A 24,767-nucleotide genomic window follows, 5' to 3' on the forward strand; every position below is an offset into this window, starting at 1 on the left:
GCAACGGCAGTTTGCGGTGTGTGGCTGTCAACTGCGCCACTCGATACCAGATTAATTATTGATTCCAGCATAATGACTCTCCCCGTTTTCCGGGCAAGATCATACTGAACTTATCGGAACAGTAAAGCGCAAAATACCAGCAATTTGCGCTCAATAATCAATCTTTACACACAAGCCGTGAATCACTCCATCCCCAGCTCTTTTAACTTACGCGTCAGAGTGTTGCGGCCCCAGCCGAGTAGCCGCGCCGCTTCCTGTTTATGCCCCTGCGTATGTCGCAACGCGGTCGTCAGTAACGTCCGCTCCAGCTCTGGCTGCGCTTCGGAAAGCAGATTTTGATGACCGGAACGCAGCGCTCTGTCTGCCCACTGCGCTAAAAGTGTCGCCCAACTGTCCGGTTGCATTTGCGAAGTACTCTCCGCAACCGTTGATTCAAACAGTTCGCCGGGCAAATCCTGAATCAACACTTCCTGCCCGGCGGCCATCACCGTTAGCCAGCGGCAGGTGTTTTCCAGCTGGCGCACGTTGCCTGGCCACGCCAGACGCGTCAGAGCAGCTTCGGTTTCCGGATGCAGCAACTTCGCTTCTACGCCCAGTTCGCGCGCGGCAACCTGTAAAAAATGGCGCGCCAGACGGGGAATATCTTCCCGACGTTCGCGCAGCGGCGGCAGATGAACGCGGATAACGTTCAGGCGGTGGAACAGATCCTCACGGAACTTACCTTCCTGCACCCGCTGTTCAAGATTCTGGTGAGTGGCAGCGATAATCCGCACATCCACTTTCACCGGCGCATAGCCGCCAACGCGATAAAACTGACCGTCTGCCAGCACGCGCAGCAAACGCGTCTGCACATCCAGCGGCATATCACCAATTTCGTCGAGAAATAACGTGCCGCCATCGGCCTGTTCAAAACGCCCCTGACGAATGGTATTCGCGCCAGTAAACGCGCCTTTCTCGTGGCCAAACAGTTCTGATTCGATCAAATCTTTTGGGATAGCTGCCATATTCAGCGCGATAAACGGCGCTTTGGTGCGCGGACTGTGGCGATGCAGGGCATGAGCGACCAGTTCTTTACCGGTGCCGGATTCGCCGTTAATCAGCACGCTAATAGAAGAACGCGAAAGCCGACCGATAATACGGAACACGTCCTGCATGGCTTGCGCTTCGCCGATGATATCGGTCGTTGGGCCGTTAAGCTGAATATTACGCGGCTGCTGCTGTTCCTGGTAATGACTGATAGCGCGCTCAACCAGCGCCACTGCTTCGTCGATATCAAACGGTTTGGGCAGATAATCAAACGCCCCTTGTTGATAGGCGCTGACGGCAGCATCCAGATCGGAATGTGCGGTCATAATGATGACCGGAAGCATTGGATGGCGCTGTTTAATCTGCTTGAGCAGCGCCAGCCCGTCCATTCCCGGCATACGGATATCTGAAAGCAGCACATCCGGCGTTTTGCTCGCCAGCGCCTCCAGTACTTCCGCGCCGTTCTCAAATGTCGTACAGGTTAAACCCGCTCCAGCGAGCGCACGTTCAAGCACCCAACGGATGGAACTATCGTCATCGACTACCCAGACTATCCCTCGTTGCATAAACGTCACCTTTATTTCCTGATAGGCAGGTAAACCGAGAACTCGGTATGACCTGGCCAACTGGTAAATTCAATTTTGCCTGAATGCTGATCAATCAAATTACGGGCGATGGATAAGCCAAGCCCGGTGCCACCTTCGCGGCCGCTGACCATCGGGTAAAACAGCGTATCCTGCAAATGAGGCGGAATGCCCGGCCCGTTATCTTCCACATCAATCCGCGCCGCCAGCCGGTAGCGCTCGCCGTGTAAGGTCAGTTGAAACGCGGTGCGGGTACGCAGAATGATTTCACCGCCTTCCGGCCCCAGCGCCTGTAGCGCATTGCGCACAATATTCAGCAAGACCTGTTCAATTTGATCCGGGTCGTGCGCCAGTTCCGGCAGGCTGGGATCGTAATCACGAATCAACCGCACGTTGTCCGGCAGTTCCATCGACACCAGCGTTACCACGCGTTCAGCCACTTTGTGAATACTTTCGGTAACGCGCGTACCGGGCAGCTGCGGCCCCAACAGACGGTCGACCAAATTTCGCAGCCGGTCCGCCTGTTCGATAATCACTTTGGTATATTCGAGTAGTGATGGGTCAGGTAACGCTTTGCTGAGTAACTGCGCCGCGCCACGTAAACCGCCAAGCGGATTTTTAATCTCATGTGCCAGGCCGCGCACTAAATCACGGGCAGCTACTTGTTGAGCATGTTGTAGTTGTTCCTGGCTTAAGCGGCGCTGGTTATCCATCGGTGCCATCTCCAGCAGGATCATGCCGTCCGGCATACGCTGGGCCGTCACAGAAAGGATATGCGAGCGACCATCGATGACCAGCGTCACTTCGTTATCGGTAAAGCCTTGCCCCGCCTCCAGACTTTCTTGCATCAGCTCGATATTTAATGAGAAGTAGCTCAACAGTTCCGGTAACGGCGTACCAAACAATTTGCGGGAGCTTTGGGCGAGCAGTTGTTGCGCGGCGGGGTTGGCGTAATGGATCGCCAGATTGTCATCAATTAACAAAATACTGTTAATCAGCGAGTTGAGGATCTGCCCAGCATCGGGCTGCGTGCCTGTTGCCATAAAGCAGTCTCCTGAACAGGTTGCACCATTTTAGTGCATTATAGCTTTTTACGGATAAAAAGCGCGAAGCATCAGAGAATTGACGGAGAAAAAAGCCCATGCAGAGATGGGCTGAAAGTTTCCACGGCAACTAAATCCCGGCGTTGTGCGCCGGGTAGTACAACTTCAACTATTAGACGCTGTAGTACAGCTCAAACTCTACCGGATGCGGAGTCATACGCACGCGGTCATCTTCTTCGCGACGCAGAGCGATGTACGCATCGATCGCTTCATCCGTGAACACGCCACCGGCTTTCAGGAACTCGCGGTCCAGATCCAGTTCGTTCAGTGCTTCTTCCAGAGAGCCTGCAACCTGTGGGATCTCTTTCGCTTCTTCTGGCGGCAGGTCATACAGGTTTTTGTCCATGGCTTCGCCCGGATGGATCTTGTTCTTGATACCATCAAGACCGGCCATCAGCAGGGCAGCAAAGCACAGGTACGGGTTAGCTGCCGGATCTGGGAAACGTACTTCGATACGACGTGCTTTCGGAGAAGAAACCACCGGAATACGGATAGACGCAGAACGGTTACGCGCAGAGTAAGCCAGCATTACCGGTGCTTCGTAGCCCGGGACCAGACGCTTATAAGAGTTGGTGGTCGGGTTTGCCAGGGCGTTAATCGCTTTAGCGTGTTTGATTACGCCGCCAATGTAGTACAGCGCCTGCTCAGACAGACCTGCGTATTTGTCGCCTGCGAACAGGTTAACGCCGTTTTTAGACAGAGACATGTGGCAGTGCATACCGGAGCCGTTATCACCGAACATCGGTTTTGGCATAAAGGTCGCGGTTTTACCGAAGCGGTGCGCTACGTTATGCACGACATATTTGTAGATCTGAATTTCGTCAGCTTTTTTGGTCATGGTATTGAAGCGGGTAGCCACTTCGTTCTGACCAGCAGTCGCTACTTCGTGGTGATGGGCTTCAACCACCAGACCCATCTGTTCCATCACCAGACACATTTCAGAACGAATATCCTGAGCAGAGTCTACCGGCGGAACCGGGAAGTAACCGCCTTTCACTGCCGGACGGTGACCTTTGTTACCACCTTCGTATTGGGTGGAGGAGTTCCATGCGCCTTCGATATCGTCGATAGCAACGTGGGAACCGGAGATAGATGATCCGAAACGGATGTCATCGAACAGGAAGAATTCAGGTTCTGGCCCGAACAGTACGGTGTCGGCAATGCCAGTGGAACGCAGGTAATCTTCGGCGCGCTTCGCAATAGAGCGCGGGTCACGGTCATAGCCTTGCAGGGTGCCAGGTTCAAGGATGTCGCAACGGATAATCAGGGTGGAGTCGGCGAAGAACGGGTCAATCACTGCAGTGGATGCGTCTGGCATCAGCACCATGTCGGATTCGTTAATGCCTTTCCAGCCGCCAATCGAGGAGCCGTCAAACATTTTGCCTTCTTCGAAGAATTCAGCATTCACCTGATGAGCAGGGATAGTGACGTGTTGTTCTTTACCTTTGGTATCGGTGAAGCGCAAATCAACAAACTTCACTTCGTGCTCGTTCAGCATCGTCAGTACGTGTTCAGCGGACATACTTTAACTCTCCTGGATTGGTCATTGTCGTCGTGGTAACGAAATCTGCAATTATTTTGGCCGTGTCGCCGTAAAAAAGATAAAGCGAAATCTGTGCCAACTTTTAAATTGCCCCTAAAAGGCGTTATCATGCTTAACATCGTGCAAAAGGGCTGCACCATGATGTGAATGTTGCACCAATATAGTGCTTCAATGGAAACATTAAGCACCATATTGGTGCAATGACCTTTGGATAACCCTTTTTATGCTCCGTGAAAGCGATCACAAAGGGACTCTGCAATACTTGTTTGCGGAGGATGTTTGTGATCCTGTTTTGTAGTGCGATTAATCCGTGTACAATAACGCGCTATTTCTAATGCCTGAGGCAAAGTTGTGATCGAAAAATTGCGTAATATCGCCATCATCGCGCACGTAGACCATGGTAAAACCACCCTGGTAGACAAGCTGCTCCAACAATCCGGTACGTTCGACTCTCGTGCCGAAACCCAAGAGCGCGTGATGGACTCCAACGATTTGGAGAAAGAGCGTGGGATTACCATCCTCGCGAAAAACACCGCTATCAAATGGAATGATTACCGTATCAACATCGTTGATACCCCGGGGCACGCCGACTTCGGTGGTGAAGTTGAACGTGTAATGTCCATGGTAGACTCAGTGCTGCTGGTGGTTGACGCATTTGACGGCCCGATGCCGCAAACGCGCTTCGTAACCAAAAAAGCGTTTGCTTACGGCCTGAAGCCGATTGTTGTTATCAACAAAGTTGACCGCCCTGGCGCGCGTCCTGATTGGGTTGTGGATCAGGTATTCGATCTGTTCGTTAACCTCGACGCGACCGACGAGCAGCTGGACTTCCCGATCGTTTACGCTTCTGCGCTGAACGGTATCGCGGGTCTGGACCACGAAGATATGGCGGAAGACATGACCCCGCTGTATCAGGCGATTGTTGACCACGTTCCTGCGCCGGACGTTGACCTTGACGGTCCGTTCCAGATGCAGATTTCTCAGCTCGATTACAACAGCTATGTTGGCGTTATCGGCATTGGCCGCATCAAGCGTGGTAAAGTGAAGCCGAACCAGCAGGTTACTATCATCGATAGCGAAGGCAAAACCCGTAACGCGAAAGTCGGTAAAGTGCTGGGCCACCTCGGTCTGGAACGTATCGAAACCGATCTGGCGGAAGCTGGCGATATCGTGGCGATCACGGGCCTGGGCGAACTGAACATTTCTGACACCGTTTGCGACACGCAAAACGTTGAAGCGCTGCCGGCACTCTCCGTTGATGAGCCGACCGTTTCTATGTTCTTCTGCGTTAACACCTCGCCGTTCTGCGGTAAAGAAGGTAAGTTCGTAACGTCTCGTCAGATCCTCGATCGTCTGAACAAAGAACTGGTACACAACGTTGCGCTGCGCGTAGAAGAAACCGAAGACGCCGATGCGTTCCGCGTTTCTGGTCGTGGTGAACTGCACCTCTCTGTTCTTATCGAAAACATGCGTCGTGAAGGTTTCGAACTGGCGGTATCCCGTCCGAAAGTAATCTTCCGTGAAATAGACGGTCGTAAACAAGAGCCGTATGAAAACGTGACGCTGGACGTTGAAGAACAGCATCAGGGTTCTGTGATGCAGGCGCTGGGCGAACGTAAAGGCGACCTGAAAAACATGAATCCAGACGGTAAAGGCCGCGTACGTCTCGACTACGTGATCCCAAGCCGTGGTCTGATTGGCTTCCGTTCTGAGTTCATGACCATGACTTCCGGTACTGGTCTGCTGTACTCCACCTTCAGCCACTACGACGACGTACGTCCGGGCGAAGTGGGTCAGCGTCAGAACGGTGTACTGATCTCTAACGGTCAGGGTAAAGCTGTCGCGTTCGCGCTGTTCGGTCTGCAGGATCGCGGTAAGCTGTTCCTCGGTCACGGTGCAGAAGTTTACGAAGGTCAGATTATCGGTATTCATAGCCGCTCTAACGACCTGACTGTAAACTGCCTGACCGGTAAGAAACTGACCAACATGCGTGCTTCCGGTACTGACGAAGCTGTTGTTCTGGTTCCGCCTATCCGCATGACTCTGGAACAAGCTCTGGAGTTCATCGATGATGACGAACTGGTAGAAGTGACTCCGACCTCTATCCGTATTCGTAAACGTCACCTGACGGAAAACGATCGTCGCCGCGCCAACCGCGCACCGAAAGACGATTAATTTCGTTTTTTAGTCATAAAAAACCTGCCAGCGATGGCAGGTTTTTTTTTACCTGTCGTGAGCGCACACCAATGCGAGTATCTCCCTTATAAGTCTGTGATTACGTCAATAGAGAGCTTTGTCACAATTATCTGCAAAGTCATACACCGTTAATTGCTTTCTTTTTTGGCGTAAGCGTAAGATGCTTCATCTGGTTTAAACCAAAAGGATTAAACAATGGCGGAGAATCAATCCACCGTAGAAAATGCAAAAGAGAAACTGGATCGGTGGTTGAAAGATGGCATCACCACGCCGGGTGGAAAACTCCCTTCAGAAAGAGAGCTGGGAGAACTGCTGGGCATTAAACGTATGACGCTGCGCCAGGCGTTGTTGAACCTCGAGGCAGAATCCAAAATCTTCCGTAAGGATCGTAAGGGGTGGTTCGTGACCCAGCCGCGATTTAATTACAGTCCGGAGCTGTCGGCGAGCTTTCAGCGGGCCGCAATTGAGCAAGGGCGAGAGCCTTCTTGGGGGTTTACCGAGAAAAACCGTACCAGCGATATTCCCGAGACGCTCGCGCCACTGATTGCAGTGACGCCATCAACTGAACTCTATCGCATCACCGGCTGGGGGGCGCTGGAAGGACATAAAGTTTTCTATCACGAAACATATATTAATCCTGAAGTTGCTCCGGGTTTTATTGAACAACTTGAAAACCACTCATTTTCTGCAGTCTGGGAAAAGTGCTACCAAAAAGAGACGGTAGTAAAAAAATTGATTTTCAAACCCGTCAGAATGCCGGGCGATATCAGCAAGTATCTTGGCGGTTCTGCGGGTATGCCAGCGATCTTAATTGAAAAGCATCGCGCCGACCAGCAAGGCAATATTGTCCAGATAGATATTGAATATTGGCGATTTGAGGCCGTAGACCTCATCATTAATCTGTAGGTGTTTTATGGTGACAATAAATAACGCAAGAAAGATTCTACAACGTGTCGACACTCTTCCTCTTTATTTACATGCTTATGCCTTTCATTTAAATATGCGGCTGGAAAGAGTGTTGCCTGCTGATTTACTTGATATCGCAAGTGAAAATAATCTACGTGGCGTCAAAATCCATGTTCTGGATGGCGAGCGTTTTTCTCTTGGTAATATGGACGATAAAGAACTCTCTGCCTTTGGGGATAAAGCCCGCCGTCTGAACCTTGATATTCATATTGAAACCAGCGCTTCAGATAAGGCATCTATTGACGAAGCCGTCGCCATCGCGTTGAAAACTGGGGCAACGTCCGTACGTTTTTATCCACGTTATGAAGGTAATTTGCGCGACGTATTATCGATTATCGCTAACGACATTGCCTATGTACGGGAAACGTATCAGGACAGCGGCCTGACTTTTACGATTGAGCAGCATGAAGATTTAAAAAGTCATGAGCTGGTGTCGCTGGTCAAAGAAAGTGAGATGGAGTCTCTTTCCTTACTGTTTGATTTTGCTAACATGATCAATGCAAATGAGCATCCCATCGACGCCTTAAAAACGATGGCACCGCATATTACCCAGGTCCATATTAAAGATGCCTTGATCGTTAAAGAACAGGGTGGCCTGGGTCATAAAGCCTGTATTTCAGGTCAGGGTGATATGCCATTCAAAGCGTTATTAACGCACCTTATCTGCCTTGGCGATGATGAGCCGCAGGTGACGGCATATGGCCTGGAAGAAGAGGTTGATTACTATGCGTCGGCGTTCCGCTTTGAAGACGAAGATGATAATCCGTGGATCCCTTATCGCCAGATGAGTGAAACACCCCTACCAGAAAATCATTTACTGGATGCGCGGTTACGTAAAGAAAAAGAAGATGCAATTAATCAGATAAATCATGTGCGTAACGTACTACAACAAATCAAACAAGAGGCAAACCATCTTCTGAACCACTAATAAGTTTTAACTCATACGCAGTTAATAAAACCATTCCATATGAATGGTCGGTATCTTATTGCCTTTAAAACAGTGATTTTAAAAATCGCTTAGGGGATGTTATGCTCACGAAAAAGAAATGGGCGTTATTTAGTCTATTAACACTGTGTGGCGGTACAATTTATAAATTACCGTCGCTGAAAGATGCGTTTTATATCCCGATGCAGGAATATTTCCATTTGACCAATGGTCAAATTGGTAATGCTATGTCGGTAAACTCATTTGTCACCACAGTGGGCTTTTTTCTGTCTATTTATTTTGCCGATAAACTACCGCGCAGATACACCATGTCATTCTCACTCATTGCGACAGGATTACTGGGTGTTTATTTGACGACAATGCCGGGGTATTGGGGCATCCTCTTTGTCTGGGCGCTATTTGGCGTTACTTGCGACATGATGAACTGGCCGGTCTTGCTCAAGTCGGTAAGTCGATTGGGCAATAGCGAACAACAAGGTCGGTTGTTTGGCTTCTTCGAAACAGGGCGTGGCATTGTCGATACCGTGGTGGCATTTTCTGCGTTGGCAGTATTTACCTGGTTTGGCAGTGGCTTATTAGGTTTTAAAGCAGGCATCTGGTTCTATTCCCTTATTGTGATTGCCGTAGGCATTATTATTTTCTTTGTCCTGAATGACAAAGAAGAGGCACCGTCCGTTGAGGTGAAAAAAGAAGACGGAGCATCGCAAAACACCAGTATGACCTCAGTGCTGAGAGACAAAACCATCTGGCTTATCGCTTTCAACGTCTTCTTCGTTTACGCGGTTTACTGTGGCCTGACATTCTTCATTCCATTCCTGAAAAACATCTATCTATTGCCCGTTGCGCTGGTGGGGGCTTACGGCATCATTAACCAATACTGTCTGAAAATGATTGGTGGACCGATTGGTGGCATGATTTCAGATAAGATCCTGAAATCGCCGAGTAAATATCTATGCTACACCTTTATCATCAGTACCGCTGCGCTCGTACTGTTGATTATGCTGCCGCACGAAAGTATGCCGGTCTATTTAGGGATGGCATGTACGCTGGGCTTTGGCGCGATAGTCTTTACACAGCGAGCCGTATTTTTTGCACCTATCGGCGAAGCAAAAATTGGTAATGCTGCCAACTTACTGATTTAGTGTATGATGGTGATTTTAAGGTGCTTGCGTGGCTTCCATTTCCATCAGATGTCCTTCCTGCTCCGCTACTGAAGGCGTGGTGCGTAACGGCAAAAGCACTGCCGGACATCAGCGCTATCTCTGCTCTCATTGCCGTAAAACATGGCAACTACAGTTCACTTACACCGCCTCTCAGCCCGGTACGCACCAGAAAATCATTGATATGGCCATGAATGGCGTCGGATGTCGCGCCAGTGCACGCATTATGGGCGTTGGCCTCAACACGGTTTTACGTCACTTAAAAAACTCAGGCCGCAGTCGGTAACCTCGCGCATACAACCGGGCAGTGATGTGATTGTCTGCGCTGAAATGGACGAACATTGGGGCTACGTCGGTGCTAAATCACGTCAGCGCTGGCTGTTTTACGCGTATGACAGGATACGGAGGACGGTTGTGGCGCACGTCTTCGGGGAACGCACTCTGGCCACACTGGAGCGTCTTCTGAGCCTGCTGTCGGCCTTTGAGGTCGTGGTATGGATGACGGATGGCTGGCCGCTGTATGAATCACGCCTGAAGGGAAAGCTGCACGTTATCAGCAAGCGTTACACTCAGCGCATTGAGCGACATAATCTGAATCTGAGACAACATCTGGCAAGGCTGGGACGGAAGTCACTGTCGTTCTCAAAATCGGTGGAGCTGCATGACAAGGTCATCGGGCATTATCTGAACATAAAACACTATCAGTAAGTTGGAGTCATTACGACGTCCAGATACACTGCACCACCCGAACTGATACTCTTATCATTAATTAAGCCACCGGGCTGGATGGTTAATTTATCGGTTGGTTTGAATAAAGGATACCAACCTTCAATTTCATTATAGCCATGTTTTAGTTCATCTTCTCGCTGAAAGGTGTAGGTATTGGTTAACATAATACCCGCGCCCATATCGAAGTTATAACCCACACGTAGCATAACCTCGCCCTGATCGGAGGCAAGATTATATGCCTCCCTGTTTTCGACGTATGCGCCAGCAAATACCGAGGCAGAGGTCAGAGAAGATAATAAAATTATTGCATTAATCTTTTTCATAATAAGTCCATTTTTTAAACGTAGGGAGGCCGCCACCCACCAGGATGGAAATAGCGGCTATTGACATTTATAACGTTACGGAAGCCGTTTTTTTTTCTGTCGCCATCTCTTTATTTTTGCGTTGGTTGATTTCCTCAATAATCAATGCAAACCGTTTTTCATTGAGTGTGTAAAAGAATCCCATCGTCAATGCAGCAATAATTGCCAGTGCACAAGGCCAGATAAAAATGAGCTGACGCAAACCCTGTAATGTCGCATCGCTTTGCGCGATGTTGGGAACATAACCAATTTGCGTCAGCATAATGCCTGGCAAGAAGCCAGCAAGTGCGGCAGAAATTTTACGAAAGAAGGTATAACCGGTATAAACAGAACCTTCGGCACGAATACCGGTTTTCCATTCACCGTAATCTACGGTATCTGGTACCAGTGCCCAGTTCAGGCTGTTTACAAAGGCCGTGCCAAAAAAGGCGACACAAGAGAACATGACGAAAGTGAAAGAGTTACTTCCCCAGAAATAATTCAGTATATCACCCACCGCCCATAGCACCATGCCAGCTAAATAAACCTGTTTTTTACCAAAACATTTTACAGTTACTGGCACCAGTAATACGCCGACGAGGATGCATCCCATACTGAAGAATCCCATCCACGACAATAAATTAATATCATTCAGCACATACTGGGTGTAATAGACCTGAATCGCCAGTTTGATATTAAATGCCGCCAGAGTACACAGGTTAGCAATGCATAAAACCAGCAATGGTGGATTACGAAATATCGCGCAAAAAGATTTGAGAATACTGGCTTTATGTCCGGTTGGCGCTGTGTCCACATAATGCTCTTTGACGCCTCTGTAGCACAGCATCATAAAAATAAAGCCGCCAATGGAGAACATAAGTGCCGCACAGGCATAACCGACGGTTGAGTCAGAAAAAAGCGACTGCAACGGAATAAACGCCACGGTACAAATCAATAGCCCTATGGTTGCACCACCCTGGCGGTAAGCCGCGAGCTGCGCGCGCTCATTCGGGTTTTTGGTAATTGCCGGGATCATCGCACCATACGAGCAGTTCATCAGACTGTATGAAAGTCCAAACATCATAAACAGCGTGGTGGCAATCGTCGTTTTAACCGGCAAACAAAAGGTGGTGGCGATAAACTGGAGCGTTGCAATTAACGCCGCCGGAACTGCTGCATATAAAATAAAGGGACGAAATTTGCCTTTAGGCCCAATATTTTTCCGCGAGTCGAGTAAAAATCCGGTGAGCATATCGGTAAACGCGGTAAAAAACTTCGCGACCAGAAAGATAATCCCGCCATAGTAAGCAGGCATCCCTAATTCATCGGTATAAAGTTTGAGGAGATACAGAGTACCGATGCAGAGCATTAAATTCGAACCGACGTCGCCCATACCATAGGCGATTTTTTCCCGCAGATTCAGTTTTAATGTCAGTGGATTATGGTCAGACATAATCACTCCTTATAACGCCCCGCAGGGCGTCGTTTATTATTATTACGCCGTGCGTTTACGGGCTTCTATCTCTTCCACAATGCGGACATACATCTTCTCGTTCAGGCTGTAGAAGCAACCCATCGCCACAATGGTGACTACCGCCAGTGCGCTTGGGTAGATGAAGATCAACTGGCGTAACCCTTCAATGGTGTGGTCAGCCTGTGCGACGTTCGGCACATAGCCAATTTGCGTCAGCATCCAGCCGGGGAAGAAACCAGCCAGCGCCTGAGACACTTTGCGAAAGAAGGTGAAGCCGGTGTAGACCGTGCCTTCCGAACGCACGCCGGTGCGCCACTCGCCGTACTCGACGGTGTCGGAAACCAGCGCCCAGTTCAGGCGCTGAGCCGAAGAACGCCAGGCAGGAGAACGCCACAAAGCTGACCGAGCCGCCGCCGAAGAAATAGTTGAGCAGATCGCCCAGCACCCAAATCAGCAGGCCGCCGATATAGACCTTCTTCTTACCAAAACGTCTGACTGCGCCAGGCATCAGGAACACGCCGATGAAAATACAGCCCATGCTGAAAAATCCCATATACGACAACAGGATGGGATCGTTAAGTACGTACTGGGTGTAATAGACCTGAATGGCGAGCTTGACGTTAAACGCCCCTAAGGTGCAGAGGTTGGCAATACACAGAATGAACAGTGGGCGGTTACCGGCAATTGCGCGGAAAGATTGCAACAGGCCAGGCTTTTGCGCCGGATTGGTTGGTTGGGTTTCGACATAACGCTCTTTCACGCCTGAGTAGCAGATCCACATAAACAGCAGGCCGAACAGTGAAAACAGCGTGGCGGCGAAGATATAGCCAAGTTTCTGATTACCTTCGATAAGATTCATAACTGGCACGAATCCCACCGTGCACAGCAGCAGGCCCAGCGTAGCGCCGCCCTGACGCCATGCCGCCAGTGAGGCGCGTTCGTTGGGGTTTTTGGTGATTGCCGGGACCATTGCGCCGTAGGAGCAGTTCATCATGCTGAAAAACAGTCCGTAAAGCATAAACAGAATAGTGGCCATCACCGTTTTACCGGTGACATCAAACGGTGTGCCGACAAAGTTGGCGATCGCCAGTAAGGTGACCGGGAATGACGCATACAGAATAAAAGGACGGAACTTACCTTTTGGACCGATCTTGCGTCGGGAATCCAACATAATGCCGGTACCCATATCGGTAAACGCAGTAAAGAATTTTGAAATCAAAAAGATAATGCCGCCATAGGTGCCTGGCAGCCCCAGAACGTCGGTATAAAACTTCAAAAGATAAAGCGTACCGATATCCAGCAGGATGTTAGAGGCCAGGTCGCCAATACCGTAAGAGAGTTTCTCTTTAAAGGGCAGGCGTAAAGTTGCTGGATCTTCCGTTGTGATGTGACTCATCGATGTTCTCCCTTTGCCCATGAGTTTCCCCACGGGCGGATGTGATTAGATGCTGTTTAACGACGCGAACAGTGCCGCCCATTCGCTATAGGCGCGATAAAAGACCGGCGGCTTGCCGATGGGCGCATTAACGGTAACTTCCCCGCCCCGGAACGCTTCACCCGTCCAGGCATGTACCCAGTTATCCTCCGGCAGATAGAGCGTCCAGTCGCTGCGACCTTCTTCGTGTACCGGAGCGACCAGAATGTCGCGGCCTAACAGGTACTGATATTTCAGGGAATAGGTATGTGCATCGTCTTCGTAATGCAGGAACAGCGGGCGCATGACCGGCAGACCGGACTTCGCATTCAGCGCGACGGCCTCTTTCAGATAAGGTTTCAGGGTGGTGAAAACGGTAGTCATACGGGCAAAATGGGCGATAGTTTCCGCATCGCCGTCAAACTGCCAGTTGTCGCCAGGACGGTTACCTTCGTGGGTGCGCATCATCGGCGTGAAGGCGCTGAAATCGCACCAGCGCAGCAGCAGCTCTTTGCTGCGCTTCATCTCAAACAGGGTGGTGTAACCGCCAATGTCGCTGTGATGCAGACCATGTCCGGTCATTGCCAGCGACAGCGCCGCCGGGACTACGGACGCCAGGCCATCGTCGAGACTCCAGTCCACGTTCTGGTCGCCCGCCCACATCATGGTGGAGTATTTCTGGCTACCGGTAGAACCGGCGCGCATAAAGAAGAGGATCTCGCCGAGCTTGCCCGTTTCTTCAAGGGCTTCGTAGTTACACTTCGCCCACAGCGCAGGCCAGGCGTTATGCATAATTTCGGCACTGACGCCGTTATGCAGGTACGTGTCGGTGGGCAGATACTCGCCGAAGTCAGCCATCCAGCCGCCGCAGCCGAGTTCAATCATGTTCTTTTTGATCACTTCCTTGAACCAGGCGTAGGCTTCTGGATTAGTGAGATCGACAACGCCGCCGTAAAACTCGCCAAACTCCACCAGATAGTCACCGCCAGAGGCATCTTTTGCTAGATAGCCGTGTTGTGCCGCTTCTTCGCAGAGATCTTTATCGCTGGCAACATACGGGTTGATATAGGCCAGGAACTGCACGCCCTCCTGATACCACTGCTTAATGCGTGAATCCAGTTGCGGGTAGTTTTCGCTGTTCCACTTCCAGTTCCACATCACGCGCTTGCCAAAAGAGGTTATACGGATCCCAGACCAGTCCTGCGCCCAGATGCCGTTAACCTTCACGCCCGCGTTACGCATGGTGTCCAGTTTCTTCTGGCACACTTCCGTCCCGCCCTGAATGCCGAGCGTTACCCCGTCATAAATCCAGTCGGGCAGTTCTGGCTGGCGTCCCAGCAGGGCAGTTAATTTTTCCAGCAGGGAGATGTATGTGTCAGCACATTCAAAACGTAGCGTAGCTTTGTCTTCCCACAGCGCCAGTTCATGGTATTCCGGGGCGCTAAAGTCGAAGTTCATGTAGCAACTGTTATCAACATGGCAGTAATACTTCTGCGTGCTGACAAACGTAGGCTGTGGGAAGAAAGTCCAGTAATAGTCGCCGCCCGCATTTTCTTTGCAGTCGGCCTGCCAGGTGACATAGGTTTGTTTGTTGCGACCAACGCCTTGTTCACTGGTCCATAGCGGGAACGGTTTGCCGCGCAGATCGAAGTAGGAAAACTGTTCGCCGCAGCCGTAGATATGGTCCTCTGGTTGAGCGGCAAGGCGCAGCCAGATACGGTTGTGGTTAAGGTTGTCGTTTTGTAGTTCCAGCAATAAACGGCCCTGATCGTCGGCAGAGATATTCAGCGTGGCGCTAATGTCAGAACCACGGCTGAAATGAATTAACCAACCATCCGGTGACTGGCTGACGATGGCGTCGGTAAGCGCAATTTTCTCCTGTAGTTTATCTTTAATGCTGAAATTACCGCGGAACATATCGATATCCGCTATACCTGAGCCAATCCATAAACAAGGATTATCTTTGTTATGGGTTAAAATAAGACGTTGTTGAAAATGTAGGGTAAAACTGTCGTTATTCTGATGAAATTGAAAATCTAATAACTGTGGACGTGGCGTATCCATAACTAATCTCCATAGAGTTGAGAACGAGATTGTTGCCTTCCTGTTATTACAGGCTTATGTAAAATGATTCTCATAAAACTGATATATAAAAACTTTACAGAAGCTGAGCTGTTTTTAACTTAATAAATTGAAGATACATAATGTTGCCTTTAGCGAGTGAAATGTTCTTCAATGATTTTGACTGCTAATCAATACAAGTTATTTTCTCTGTCCGTAAATATTAAAAAACAGGCGGTGCGGTTTTCCTGGTTCCAGTAATAATAAGTCGATACCTGAATTAAAGGCGTTAGGCGGGCAACTCATAGGTTCAACTGCCAGTCCCTGACGCTGTAATTTTTCACCGCTATAAACCTGCACCCAGGGTTGATCGGAACAAAGGCTTACCGAAAGCGCCTGCTGTGGATGGGTAATGGTCATTTCCCACAAATCATTAGCGGTTTTAAAGGTGTGGTCGATTTTTGTCGCGGCTATTTTTTTCGCCTGCGTGAAATTTAAATCCAGCTCATCAACGTGGTGAAGCGTTGTCGGATTTACGTGTTCATCGACGGCATAAACCTGGTTTGCCGGAAGCTGGAACAGATATTCATCAACAGATGTTAAGTTGCAGGTTAAATAAGGATGAATACCCACGCCATAAGGCGCTGCGACAGTGCCGATATTCTGGCTTGCGATCTCAACGGAAAGACCCGTGTGTGCGTTGAGCGAATAAACAACTTGTGAAGCCAGCATAAACGGATAGCCGTAACTGGGCGGCAGAAAAGCTGTCAGGGTAACGCTGGTGGTGGTTAATTCACTAATTTGCCAGTCTCGCCAGGCAAGCAGCCCGTGAATAGCGGCTTTTGAACTATGTTCATTAATGGGTAACTGATATTCCTGCCCCTGATAACGGTAACAGCCGTTGGCGATCCGGTTCGGCCACGGAATAAGCACTTTACCCAGATGCGCCAGCGGCATCTCTTCGGGTTTGTGCGGGATGACTAAATGACAACCCTGAAAGGTTAATTCAGCCAGACCAGCACCGACGGTCACAATGGTCGCGTGATAATCCCCCGCGGCAAGTGAAACGGTCTGTCCACTGCAATGCATATTGGTGATTTGCATACAAGGCACCTTAATTAACGACATACAGCCTCCCGTGAGGCTGATGTCAAACCCAAAAACTGCACCGGACGGTCCCCTCGCCCCTTTGGGGAGAGGGTTAGGGTGAGGGGAAAACCCGCACCCTATTTTCAGATCAGTTATTTCGCATTAATATCCAGCAGACCCGCTGCAACCGCTGGAGCCATGCCGGGCGCTAACGGGATACGCGGGATCACCAGGCAATGCAGCAGGTGATAAATATCCTGTTTGCCGTCCCAGACTTTGGTGATGACCTTATTGTCCGCATCCAGCTCCTGCCACCAGGAACCATTTTCATAGTCCATCAGGTACTTAATGCAGTACTCCCACCATGTTTGATACCAGGTTTCATACTGGCGATCGCCAGTGACGGTGTAGAGCGCGTAGGCCGTACCCATTGCTTCGACGATAGGCCAACGTACACGTTCGCGGACCACCGGTTTTCCTTCCCAGTCAACGGTATAAACAATCCCGTCCGCTCCATCGGGTGCCCAGGCATCGCGCACGGTGGCGTTAAACAGACCTTTGGCATCTTCTAGCAGCCATGCTGGTGGTTGTTCGCAACGGGCTTCCAGGGCAGCATGGATGTGCAGCATTAAACGGCCCCATTCGATCCAGTGGCCTGGTGTACCTCCGAACGCGCGGAAGCGATGCGCCGGGTTATCTTTGTTGTAATCCGGCAGCGGATTCCACTGGGTATCGAAGTGTTCGTTAACGCGATAATGATTATTTCTGGCGACGTCGTGGATAATCACGGAAGCCACGCGAATCGCGCGATCCAGCCATTTTTTGTCGTGAGTGACGTCATAAACAATCAAGAAAGCTTCCACCGCGTGCATATTGGCATTGCCGCCGCGGTACTCTTCGGTTTTGCTGAAGGCTTCGTCCCAGGACTCCAGGCACATCTGCTCTTCTTCGCTCCAGAAATATTTCTCGATAATCTCAATGGTGTAATCGAGCAGCTTGCGCGCTTCCGGGTGACCCGTTGTGACGGCGCTGGCGGCACCCAGCAGAGCAAAGAAGTGTTGATAGCCCTGTTTGGAGGCATCCACCACGCCCTCGTCATTCACGCAGGCATACCAGCCGCCATATTTTTTATCACGCAGTGCGCCGTTCATGGCTTTAATACCGTGATCAACCAACGCGTAAGCGCCAGGTCGACCCATCGCCGCAGCAACGGAATAAACGTGCAACATACGAGCTGTGATCCACAGATGGGTGCCCATCTCTTCTTTGATTTGCCCTTTATTGCCTAACCAGCCAAAACCAGTCGGCACTACGGAATTTTTACCAAAATCAAAGATGCGGTCGGTTTCCTGTTCCAGCCAACGGTTGTGGCTTAGGGTGTTAAACCATTTCATTCCTTTTATCCTCATCTTAGCGGCGTTTAGCCATCATTTCGTCGACGATATCGCCAAGTTGTTGTAATTTCGGTGCGCAAACGTCACGGAGCATCAGCTCGTTGTCTGGTAAACCGACGACCGATGCCCAGACTGCACGGCCTGCCAGGAATCCCGATGCGCCCGCCGTCATTGCCACGCGTACGGCACGCGGGAACAGTTTTTCGTCGACACTGGAAGAGAGGATCACCCATGGCATATTGATATGGTCATTCAGACGTTGTGAAGCACAGAGAAGCTCTTGTTGCGGACCTTTGCCATAAAGCGGCATTTCAACTTTGTAGAGGTCAGCGCCACTGTCGCCCAGCTCTTTGGCGGCATCGATGATCGCTTGTTCGCGATCGAATTTATCGCCACGACGCGGTGGGCGGACGACTGGCTCAATGATGCTTACCAGACCGTGTGAGTGGCACAGTTCGTTGAACTCTTTCACCATATCCAGACGTTGCTGCGCATCTTCATCACTACGCCACAGCACCAGCAGTTTTAAGGCTTTGCCACCGTCTTGTTTGATCTGTAGCGGATTGATTTTGCGGTCAATAACCACGCTATCGACCGGAATACCGTTGCCAGGAATGAACTCATCGGCGGCGACAATCATGGCGCAACTTTTGGCAATCGCGTTTTGCTCAACCACCTGGCGGTAGCAGAATTGTTGATCTACCAGAATCGCCGAGGCATAAGGCGAGAGGGCCTTTGCAGCGTTAACTTTGAAATCAGTTAAAACGCTATCGGCTACCGGAGCGGGTGCCCCAGCCGCGGCAAACATCATGCGCATGGCTTCGCGCTGATCGACCGCCAGCATGGCAAAACCGCCCGATGCGCGCGTAATGTCGTTGATGGTGTACTTATTCATTCATTTATTCCTTTATCCAGTCGTTACATTTTTACTTTGGCAGTCATCCCGGCACTGACACGGACCTGTTCCAGAATGGCGGACCAGTCCTGGCGACCGCGACCCGCTGCGCGCGCCTGGCTATAAACCTCCCGTGAGGCGGCCCCCAGCGGCATTGGCACATGCAGCTGGTTGGCGACATCAAGGGCGATGCCAAGATCCTTATGGGCAAGATCGATCATGAAGGCGGGAGAAAGATCTCCGCTGAGGACTTTGTTTGGCCAGGAAGTGGTGAAGTGACCTTTACCGGCGGCGGTACCGCTCATCACTTTGACGGCAACATCGAAGGGAAGATTCAGGGCTTCGCACAAAACGGCGGCTTCTGCCGAAAGCGCATTGAGCGCGATGCTCATGTAGTTGTTGATGAGCTTAACGCGGATCCCCATGCCCGGACCGCCAGCGTTGATCAACTCACTGCCCATCGCCATCAGGATCGGTGTGGCACGTTCAACTTGTTCAGCGGTGCCGCCAGCCAGCAGTAACAGAGTACCGGTAATGGCATTTGCAGAAGTACGGCCTACCGGAACATCCATCATGCTGAAGCCTTTGGCTTGCATATCGGCAATCAATTTATCGGTTTGCAGCGGATGGATGGTGGACATATCAATGACCAGCGCATCGGTAGATAAGCCTTCGCAAACGCCGTTTTCACCGAACAACACGTTGCGCACCAGATCGCCATTCGGCAACATGGTAATGATAAATTCGGCATCTTTAGCGGCCTGCGCCGGGTTGGCGGCGGGAGTCGCACCTTTGTCTACCAGATGCCGCACAGCTTCGGCGTTCACATCAAAGACGCGAAGTTGATGCCCTTGCTGCAATAAATTGCTCGCCATTGGCGAACCCATTTGTCCTAAACCGATAAACGCGATTGCTGCCATAACCCTCTCCTGAATACAGTGATGTCACTTTTTGTCATTTATGACATGCTTTGCTTGTCTGTTTTTGATCGAATTTGTAATTTATCGTCAAAAAATTGACAGCCGTCACTTTTTAAACAATTGGTGAAATTAAAATGAACGCATCCCAAAATGTTTAAGGAATGACCATGATTCGTGTTGCTTGTGTAGGTATAACCGTGATGGATCGCATCTATTACGTGGAAGGGTTACCGACGGAGAGCGGTAAATACGTGGCGAGAAATTATACGGAAGTTGGTGGCGGGCCAGCGGCGACGGCAGCGGTTGCGGCGGCAAGGCTGGGGGCGCAGGTCGATTTTATTGGTCGCGTAGGTGATGACGACGCGGGCAACAGCCTGCTGGCAGAGCTGGAATCCTGGGGCGTTAACACCCGTTACACCAAACGGTATAACCAGGCGAAATCTTCGCAATCCGCCATCATGGTGGATACCAAAGGCGAGCGGATAATCATTAACTACCCCAGCCCGGATCTGCTGCCTGACGCAGAGTGGTTGGAGGAAATTGATTTCTCTCAGTGGGATGTTGTGCTGGCAGATGTACGCTGGCACGACGGCGCTAAAAAAGCCTTCACCCTGGCCCGTCAGGCGGGTGTGATGACCGTTCTGGACGGGGACATTACGCCGCAGGATATCAGTGAGCTGGTGGCATTAAGCGATCACGCGGCCTTTTCAGAACCGGGTCTGGCGCGCTTAACGGGCGTGAAAGAGATGGCCAGTGCGCTAAAACAGGCACAAACGCTCACAAATGGTCATGTCTATGTGACCCAGGGTAGCGCAGGCTGCGACTGGCTGGAAAATGGTGGGCGTCAGCATCAACCGGCCTTCAAAGTTGATGTGGTAGATACCACAGGTGCGGGTGATGTTTTTCACGGCGCTTTGGCGGTGGCGCTGGCAACAAGTGGGGATTTAGCGGAGTCAGTCCGCTTCGCCAGCGGTGTAGCGGCGTTAAAATGCACACGTCCCGGTGGACGAGCCGGGATCCCTGACTGTGATCAAACCCGATCTTTTTTGTCACTTTTTGTATAAAATGCCAGGGTGATGGTTTTTCGAGGAATTTTCATGAGCCTTACCGAACTAACCGGTAACCCGCGGCACGACCAACTCCTCATGCTGATCGCCGAGCGTGGGTATATGAATATTGATGAGCTGGCAAATCTGCTGGATGTCTCCACGCAGACGGTCCGCCGGGATATTCGTAAATTAAGCGAGCAAGGCCTGATTACGCGCCATCACGGTGGCGCGGGTCGGGCTTCCAGCGTCGTTAATACGGCGTTCGAGCAGCGTGAGGTTTCGCAAACCGAGAAAAAAAAAGCGATTGCCGAAGCGGTGGCAGACTATATTCCTGATGGTTCAACAATATTTATCACCATTGGTACGACTGTTGAGCATGTTGCCCGGGCGTTACTTAACCATAATCATTTGCGGATAATCACCAACAGCCTGCGTGTGGCGCATATTCTTTACCACAACCCGCGCTTTGAAGTGATGGTGCCCGGCGGTACGTTGCGCTCTCATAATAGCGGGATCATTGGCCCTTCAGCGGCGTCCTTTGTGGCTGATTTTCGTGCTGATTATCTGGTAACAAGCGTTGGGGCGATTGAGAGCGATGGCGCGTTGATGGAGTTTGATGTAAACGAAGCTAACGTGGTGAAAACGATGATGGCGCACGCGAGAAATATTCTGCTGGTCGCCGATCACACTAAGTATCATGCTTCGGCGGCGGTTGAAATTGGTAACGTGGCACAGGTCACTGCGCTCTTTACCGACGAGCTGCCGCCCGCTGCGCTAAAATCACGCTTACAAGACAGCCAAATTGAAATCATTCTTCCCCAGGAAGACGCGTAGATTTTTGTGACCGTTAACCTGGCTTCATACCTTGCCACATAGCCAAACCCATCCTTTCCCGCTACAGTTAATTTCTTGTGGCGCGAAAGGAGGCAAAAATGCTCTATATCTTTGATTTAGGTAATGTGATTGTCGATATCGACTTTAACCGTGTGCTGGGAGCCTGGAGCGATTTAACGCGTATTCCGCTGGCATCGCTTAAGAAGAGTTTTCATATGGGGGAGGCGTTTCATCAGCATGAGCGTGGGGAAATTAGCGACGAAGCGTTCGCAGAGGCGCTGTGTCATGAGATGGCTCTACCGCTAAGCTACGAGCAGTTCTCTCACGGCTGGCAGGCGGTGTTTGTTGCGCTGCGCCCGGAAGTGATCGCCATCATGCATAAACTGCGTGAGCAGGGGCATCGCGTGGTGGTGCTTTCCAATACCAACCGCCTGCATACCACCTTCTGGCCGGAAGAATACCCGGAAATTCGTGATGCTGCTGACCATATCTATCTGTCGCAAGATCTGGGGATGCGCAAACCTGAAGCACGAATTTACCAGCATGTTTTGCAGGCGGAAGGTTTTTCACCCAGCGATACGGTCTTTTTCGACGATAACGCCGATAATATAGAAGGAGCTAATCAGCTAGGCATTACCAGTATTCTGGTGAAAGATAAAACCACCATCCCGGACTATTTCGCGAAGGTGTTATGCTAAAAACCATTCAGGACAAAGCCAGGCACCGTACCCGTCCACTATGGGCCTGGCTAAAACTACTCTGGCAACGTATTGATGAGGACAACATGACAACCCTGGCAGGTAACCTTGCCTATGTGTCGTTGCTCTCATTAGTGCCGCTGGTTGCCGTTGTTTTTGCGCTTTTCGCCGCTTTTCCCATGTTTTCCGACGTCAGCATTCAGTTACGTCACTTTATTTTTGCCAACTTTCTGCCTGCTACTGGCGATGTTATTCAGCGGTATATCGAACAATTTGTTGCTAATTCCAACAAGATGACCGCCGTTGGGGCGTGCGGGCTGATCGTCACCGCGTTATTGTTGATGTACTCCATCGATAGCGCGTTGAATACCATCTGGCGCAGTAAACGAGCGCGACCAAAAATTTACTCGTTCGCCGTGTACTGGATGATTTTAACGCTGGGGCCGCTGCTGGCAGGGGCCAGTCTGGCGATCAGTTCCTATTTGCTCCCCCTGCGCTGGGCGAGCGATCTCAATACTGTCATCGACAACGTGCTGCGTATTTTTCCGTTGCTGTTGTCGTGGATCTCCTTCTGGTTGCTGTACAGCATTGTTCCTACCATCCGCGTACCTAACCGCGACGCGATTGTCGGCGCGTTTGTCGCCGCACTCCTGTTCGAAGCAGGAAAGAAAGGTTTCGCGCTTTATATCACCATGTTCCCGTCATATCAGCTCATTTACGGTGTGCTGGCGGTGATCCCCATTCTCTTTGTTTGGGTCTACTGGACATGGTGTATCGTCTTGCTTGGCGCGGAAATTACTGTCACTCTCGGGGAATACCGCAAACTAAAACAAGCAGCTGAACAAGAAGAAGACGACGAACCATGATTGCATTAATTCAACGCGTAACCCGTGCCAGCGTCACCGTGGAGGGAGAAGTGACGGGCGAAATTGGCGCGGGACTTTTGGTGTTATTGGGTGTCGAAAAGGATGACGACGAACAGAAAGCAAACCGTCTGTGCGAGCGTGTGCTCGGCTACCGCATCTTTAGCGATGCCGAAGGCAAGATGAATCTCAACGTGCAACAGGCGGGCGGCAGTGTACTGGTGGTTTCCCAGTTTACCCTCGCCGCAGATACCGAACGGGGGATGCGCCCAAGTTTCTCCAAAGGCGCATCACCGGATCGCGCAGAGGCGTTATATGACTATTTCGTCGAACGCTGCCGCCAGCAAGAGATGAACACGCAAACAGGACGCTTCGCTGCCGATATGCAGGTATCGCTGGTCAATGATGGCCCCGTGACATTCTGGTTGCAGGTATGAGCCAGCTTCCAGGGTTGTCACGGGAAACAAGAGAGAGTATCGCTATGTATCACCTTCAGGTTCCACAAACAGAAGAAGAGTTAGAGCGTTACTATCACTTTCGCTGGGAAATGTTGCGTAAGCCCCTGCATCAACCAAAAGGTTCGGAACGCGACGCGTGGGATGCGATGGCGCATCACCAGATGGTCGTCGACGAGCAGGGTAATCTGGTGGCGGTAGGCCGATTGTATATTAATGCCGACAATGAAGCGTCCATTCGCTTTATGGTCGTTCACCCGGACGTGCAGGACAAAGGGTTAGGAACGCTGATGGCGATGACCCTGGAGTCGGTGGCGCGTCAGGAAGGCGTTAAGCGCGTGACCTGTAGCGCCCGTGAAGACGCGGTGGAGTTTTTCGCCAAGCTGGGGTTTGTTAATCAGGGAGAAATCACCACGCCAACCACCACGCCGATTCGCCATTTTTTGATGATTAAGCCCGTCGCCACTCTGGATGATATTTTGCATCGCGGCGACTGGTGCGCGCAGCTGCAACAGGCGTGGTACGAACATATCCCGCTTAGTGAAAAAATGGGCGTGCGTATTCAACAATATACCGGGCAAAAATTTATCACCACCATGCCGGAAACCGGCAATCAGAATCCGCACCATACGCTGTTTGCCGGGAGTTTATTCTCGCTGGCGACGCTCACCGGTTGGGGGCTTATCTGGCTGATGCTGCGTGAACGCCACCTCGGCGGAACGATTATTCTGGCGGATGCGCATATCCGCTACAGCAAACCGATTAGCGGTAAACCCCATGCGGTAGCCGACCTTGGTGCCTTAAGCGGCGATCTCGACCGTCTGGCGCGCGGACGAAAAGCACGGGTGCAGATGCAGGTCGAAATCTTTGGCGACGAGACGCCGGGTGCAGTGTTTGAAGGCACGTATATCGTTCTGCCCGCGAAGCCATTTGGCCCGTATGAAGAGGGCGGGAACGAAGAAGAGTAGCTTATGGAGAGGGGCGGTGCTGCCTCTCTCATTCATTCCGGTCATTTACATCAGTCCCT

General features: G+C 50.9%; 22 protein-coding genes, 1 pseudogene and 1 other annotated feature. Of the genes and pseudogenes, 12 read left to right on the top strand and 11 right to left on the bottom strand.

The window, feature by feature from the left end; all coding sequences use genetic code 11:
• Positions 1 to 182: 182 nt before the first annotated feature.
• From glnG to glnA, 3 genes are all read right to left on the bottom strand, one after another.
• Positions 183 to 1,592: a nitrogen regulation protein NR(I) gene (gene glnG, locus SF3938; RefSeq protein ID NP_709666.2), complete on the bottom strand. Its 1,410-nt coding sequence runs from the start codon at positions 1,590 to 1,592 to the stop codon at positions 183 to 185.
• A gap of 11 nt (positions 1,593 to 1,603) precedes the next feature.
• Positions 1,604 to 2,653 carry a nitrogen regulation protein NR(II) gene (glnL, locus tag SF3939; protein ID NP_709667.1) on the bottom strand — a complete coding sequence of 350 codons (1,050 nt, stop codon included), beginning with the start codon at positions 2,651 to 2,653 and terminating at the stop codon, positions 1,604 to 1,606.
• 172 nt (positions 2,654 to 2,825) lie between these two features.
• Entirely contained in the window at positions 2,826 to 4,235 is a 1,410-nt protein-coding gene (gene glnA, locus SF3940) for a glutamine synthetase (protein ID NP_709668.1), read from the bottom strand.
• A 372-nt stretch (positions 4,236 to 4,607) separates the two neighbouring features.
• Between glnA and yihK the strand changes: the two genes are divergently transcribed.
• The 6 genes from yihK (at position 4,608) to insB (ending at position 10,232) form a co-directional block, all read left to right on the top strand.
• Positions 4,608 to 6,431 carry a GTP-binding protein gene (yihK, locus tag SF3941; RefSeq protein NP_709669.1) on the top strand — a complete coding sequence of 608 codons (1,824 nt, stop codon included), beginning with the start codon at positions 4,608 to 4,610 and terminating at the stop codon, positions 6,429 to 6,431.
• 216 nt (positions 6,432 to 6,647) lie between these two features.
• Positions 6,648 to 7,358, top strand: a complete 711-nt coding sequence (yihL, locus tag SF3942) for a transcriptional regulator (protein NP_709670.1) — start codon at positions 6,648 to 6,650, stop codon at positions 7,356 to 7,358.
• Positions 7,359 to 7,365: 7 nt separating this feature from the next.
• Positions 7,366 to 8,346 carry a hypothetical protein gene (yihM, locus tag SF3943; RefSeq protein NP_709671.1) on the top strand — a complete coding sequence of 327 codons (981 nt, stop codon included), beginning with the start codon at positions 7,366 to 7,368 and terminating at the stop codon, positions 8,344 to 8,346.
• Positions 8,347 to 8,447: 101 nt separating this feature from the next.
• A complete protein-coding gene (gene yihN, locus SF3944; protein NP_709672.2) occupies positions 8,448 to 9,506 on the top strand; it encodes a resistance protein in 1,059 nt (352 codons plus the stop codon).
• Positions 9,480 to 10,246 (top strand) — a mobile genetic element. It overlaps the preceding gene by 27 nt.
• Complete coding sequence (gene insA, locus SF3945; protein ID NP_709673.1) at positions 9,535 to 9,810, top strand: insertion element IS1 protein InsA; 276 nt, start codon at positions 9,535 to 9,537, stop codon at positions 9,808 to 9,810. It overlaps the preceding feature by 276 nt.
• Positions 9,837 to 10,232, top strand: a complete 396-nt coding sequence (gene insB, locus SF3946; RefSeq protein ID NP_709674.1) for an insertion element IS1 protein InsB — start codon at positions 9,837 to 9,839, stop codon at positions 10,230 to 10,232. It lies within the feature at positions 9,480 to 10,246.
• On the opposite strand, the gene SF3947 is transcribed toward insB, so the two are convergent.
• From SF3947 to yihU, 8 genes and pseudogenes are all read right to left on the bottom strand, one after another.
• Complete coding sequence (locus tag SF3947; protein ID NP_709675.1) at positions 10,226 to 10,612, bottom strand: hypothetical protein; 387 nt, start codon at positions 10,610 to 10,612, stop codon at positions 10,226 to 10,228. The genes insB and SF3947 overlap by 7 nt on opposite strands.
• Positions 10,613 to 10,643: 31 nt before the next feature.
• A complete protein-coding gene (gene yihO, locus SF3948) occupies positions 10,644 to 12,047 on the bottom strand; it encodes a permease (RefSeq protein ID NP_709676.2) in 1,404 nt (467 codons plus the stop codon).
• Positions 12,048 to 12,243: 196 nt separating this feature from the next.
• A pseudogene (locus SF3949) lies at positions 12,244 to 13,464 on the bottom strand.
• A 45-nt stretch (positions 13,465 to 13,509) separates the two neighbouring features.
• Positions 13,510 to 15,546, bottom strand: coding sequence for an alpha-glucosidase (yihQ, locus tag SF3950; protein NP_709678.1), 2,037 nt, complete (start codon positions 15,544 to 15,546; stop codon positions 13,510 to 13,512).
• 198 nt (positions 15,547 to 15,744) lie between these two features.
• Positions 15,745 to 16,647, bottom strand: coding sequence for an aldose-1-epimerase (gene yihR / locus SF3951; RefSeq protein NP_709679.2), 903 nt, complete (start codon positions 16,645 to 16,647; stop codon positions 15,745 to 15,747).
• A 137-nt stretch (positions 16,648 to 16,784) separates the two neighbouring features.
• Complete coding sequence (gene yihS, locus SF3952) at positions 16,785 to 18,026, bottom strand: hypothetical protein (protein ID NP_709680.2); 1,242 nt, start codon at positions 18,024 to 18,026, stop codon at positions 16,785 to 16,787.
• 16 nt (positions 18,027 to 18,042) lie between these two features.
• A complete protein-coding gene (gene yihT, locus SF3953) occupies positions 18,043 to 18,921 on the bottom strand; it encodes an aldolase (protein ID NP_709681.1) in 879 nt (292 codons plus the stop codon).
• A 23-nt stretch (positions 18,922 to 18,944) separates the two neighbouring features.
• Positions 18,945 to 19,841 carry a 3-sulfolactaldehyde reductase gene (yihU, locus tag SF3954; RefSeq protein ID NP_709682.1) on the bottom strand — a complete coding sequence of 299 codons (897 nt, stop codon included), beginning with the start codon at positions 19,839 to 19,841 and terminating at the stop codon, positions 18,945 to 18,947.
• Between the two features lie 167 nt (positions 19,842 to 20,008).
• Between yihU and yihV the strand changes: the two genes are divergently transcribed.
• From yihV to yiiD, 6 genes are all read left to right on the top strand, one after another.
• The gene (yihV, locus tag SF3955; protein NP_709683.2) at positions 20,009 to 20,905 is read left to right on the top strand and encodes a kinase; all 897 of its coding nucleotides are present in this window, start codon (positions 20,009 to 20,011) and stop codon (positions 20,903 to 20,905) included.
• A 33-nt stretch (positions 20,906 to 20,938) separates the two neighbouring features.
• Positions 20,939 to 21,724, top strand: a complete 786-nt coding sequence (gene yihW / locus SF3956) for a DeoR family transcriptional regulator (protein ID NP_709684.2) — start codon at positions 20,939 to 20,941, stop codon at positions 21,722 to 21,724.
• A 98-nt stretch (positions 21,725 to 21,822) separates the two neighbouring features.
• The gene (yihX, locus tag SF3957) at positions 21,823 to 22,422 is read left to right on the top strand and encodes an alpha-D-glucose-1-phosphatase (RefSeq protein ID NP_709685.2); all 600 of its coding nucleotides are present in this window, start codon (positions 21,823 to 21,825) and stop codon (positions 22,420 to 22,422) included.
• Positions 22,416 to 23,288: a hypothetical protein gene (gene rbn / locus SF3958; RefSeq protein ID NP_709686.1), complete on the top strand. Its 873-nt coding sequence runs from the start codon at positions 22,416 to 22,418 to the stop codon at positions 23,286 to 23,288. The genes yihX and rbn overlap by 7 nt, the downstream gene beginning before the upstream one ends.
• Positions 23,285 to 23,722 carry a D-tyrosyl-tRNA(Tyr) deacylase gene (gene yihZ / locus SF3959; protein ID NP_709687.1) on the top strand — a complete coding sequence of 146 codons (438 nt, stop codon included), beginning with the start codon at positions 23,285 to 23,287 and terminating at the stop codon, positions 23,720 to 23,722. Before rbn ends, yihZ begins: the two co-directional genes overlap by 4 nt.
• On the top strand, positions 23,719 to 24,708 hold the full coding sequence (gene yiiD, locus SF3960; RefSeq protein NP_709688.1) for an acetyltransferase: 990 nt from the start codon (positions 23,719 to 23,721) through the stop codon (positions 24,706 to 24,708). Before yihZ ends, yiiD begins: the two co-directional genes overlap by 4 nt.
• The last annotated feature ends 59 nt before the right edge of the window (positions 24,709 to 24,767 follow it).

Origin of the sequence: Shigella flexneri 2a str. 301 (assembly GCF_000006925.2) — a bacterium.
Classification (GTDB): Bacteria; Pseudomonadota; Gammaproteobacteria; order Enterobacterales; family Enterobacteriaceae; genus ECMA0423.

What these genes read in the sequence shown, in the direction of transcription:
- glnG (NP_709666.2), bottom strand. Translation starts at nt 1,592, where the DNA reads ATGCAACGAGGGATAGTCTGGGTAGTCGATGACGATAGTTCCATCCGT.
- glnL (NP_709667.1), bottom strand. Translation starts at nt 2,653, where the DNA reads ATGGCAACAGGCACGCAGCCCGATGCTGGGCAGATCCTCAACTCGCTG.
- glnA (NP_709668.1), bottom strand. Translation starts at nt 4,235, where the DNA reads ATGTCCGCTGAACACGTACTGACGATGCTGAACGAGCACGAAGTGAAG.
- yihL (NP_709670.1), top strand. Translation starts at nt 6,648, where the DNA reads ATGGCGGAGAATCAATCCACCGTAGAAAATGCAAAAGAGAAACTGGAT.
- yihM (NP_709671.1), top strand. Translation starts at nt 7,366, where the DNA reads ATGGTGACAATAAATAACGCAAGAAAGATTCTACAACGTGTCGACACT.
- yihN (NP_709672.2), top strand. Translation starts at nt 8,448, where the DNA reads ATGCTCACGAAAAAGAAATGGGCGTTATTTAGTCTATTAACACTGTGT.
- yihO (NP_709676.2), bottom strand. Translation starts at nt 12,047, where the DNA reads ATGTCTGACCATAATCCACTGACATTAAAACTGAATCTGCGGGAAAAA.
- yihQ (NP_709678.1), bottom strand. Translation starts at nt 15,546, where the DNA reads ATGGATACGCCACGTCCACAGTTATTAGATTTTCAATTTCATCAGAAT.
- yihR (NP_709679.2), bottom strand. Translation starts at nt 16,647, where the DNA reads ATGCAAATCACCAATATGCATTGCAGTGGACAGACCGTTTCACTTGCC.
- yihS (NP_709680.2), bottom strand. Translation starts at nt 18,026, where the DNA reads ATGAAATGGTTTAACACCCTAAGCCACAACCGTTGGCTGGAACAGGAA.
- yihT (NP_709681.1), bottom strand. Translation starts at nt 18,921, where the DNA reads ATGAATAAGTACACCATCAACGACATTACGCGCGCATCGGGCGGTTTT.
- yihU (NP_709682.1), bottom strand. Translation starts at nt 19,841, where the DNA reads ATGGCAGCAATCGCGTTTATCGGTTTAGGACAAATGGGTTCGCCAATG.
- yihV (NP_709683.2), top strand. Translation starts at nt 20,009, where the DNA reads ATGATTCGTGTTGCTTGTGTAGGTATAACCGTGATGGATCGCATCTAT.
- yihW (NP_709684.2), top strand. Translation starts at nt 20,939, where the DNA reads ATGAGCCTTACCGAACTAACCGGTAACCCGCGGCACGACCAACTCCTC.
- yihX (NP_709685.2), top strand. Translation starts at nt 21,823, where the DNA reads ATGCTCTATATCTTTGATTTAGGTAATGTGATTGTCGATATCGACTTT.
- rbn (NP_709686.1), top strand. Translation starts at nt 22,416, where the DNA reads ATGCTAAAAACCATTCAGGACAAAGCCAGGCACCGTACCCGTCCACTA.
- yihZ (NP_709687.1), top strand. Translation starts at nt 23,285, where the DNA reads ATGATTGCATTAATTCAACGCGTAACCCGTGCCAGCGTCACCGTGGAG.
- yiiD (NP_709688.1), top strand. Translation starts at nt 23,719, where the DNA reads ATGAGCCAGCTTCCAGGGTTGTCACGGGAAACAAGAGAGAGTATCGCT.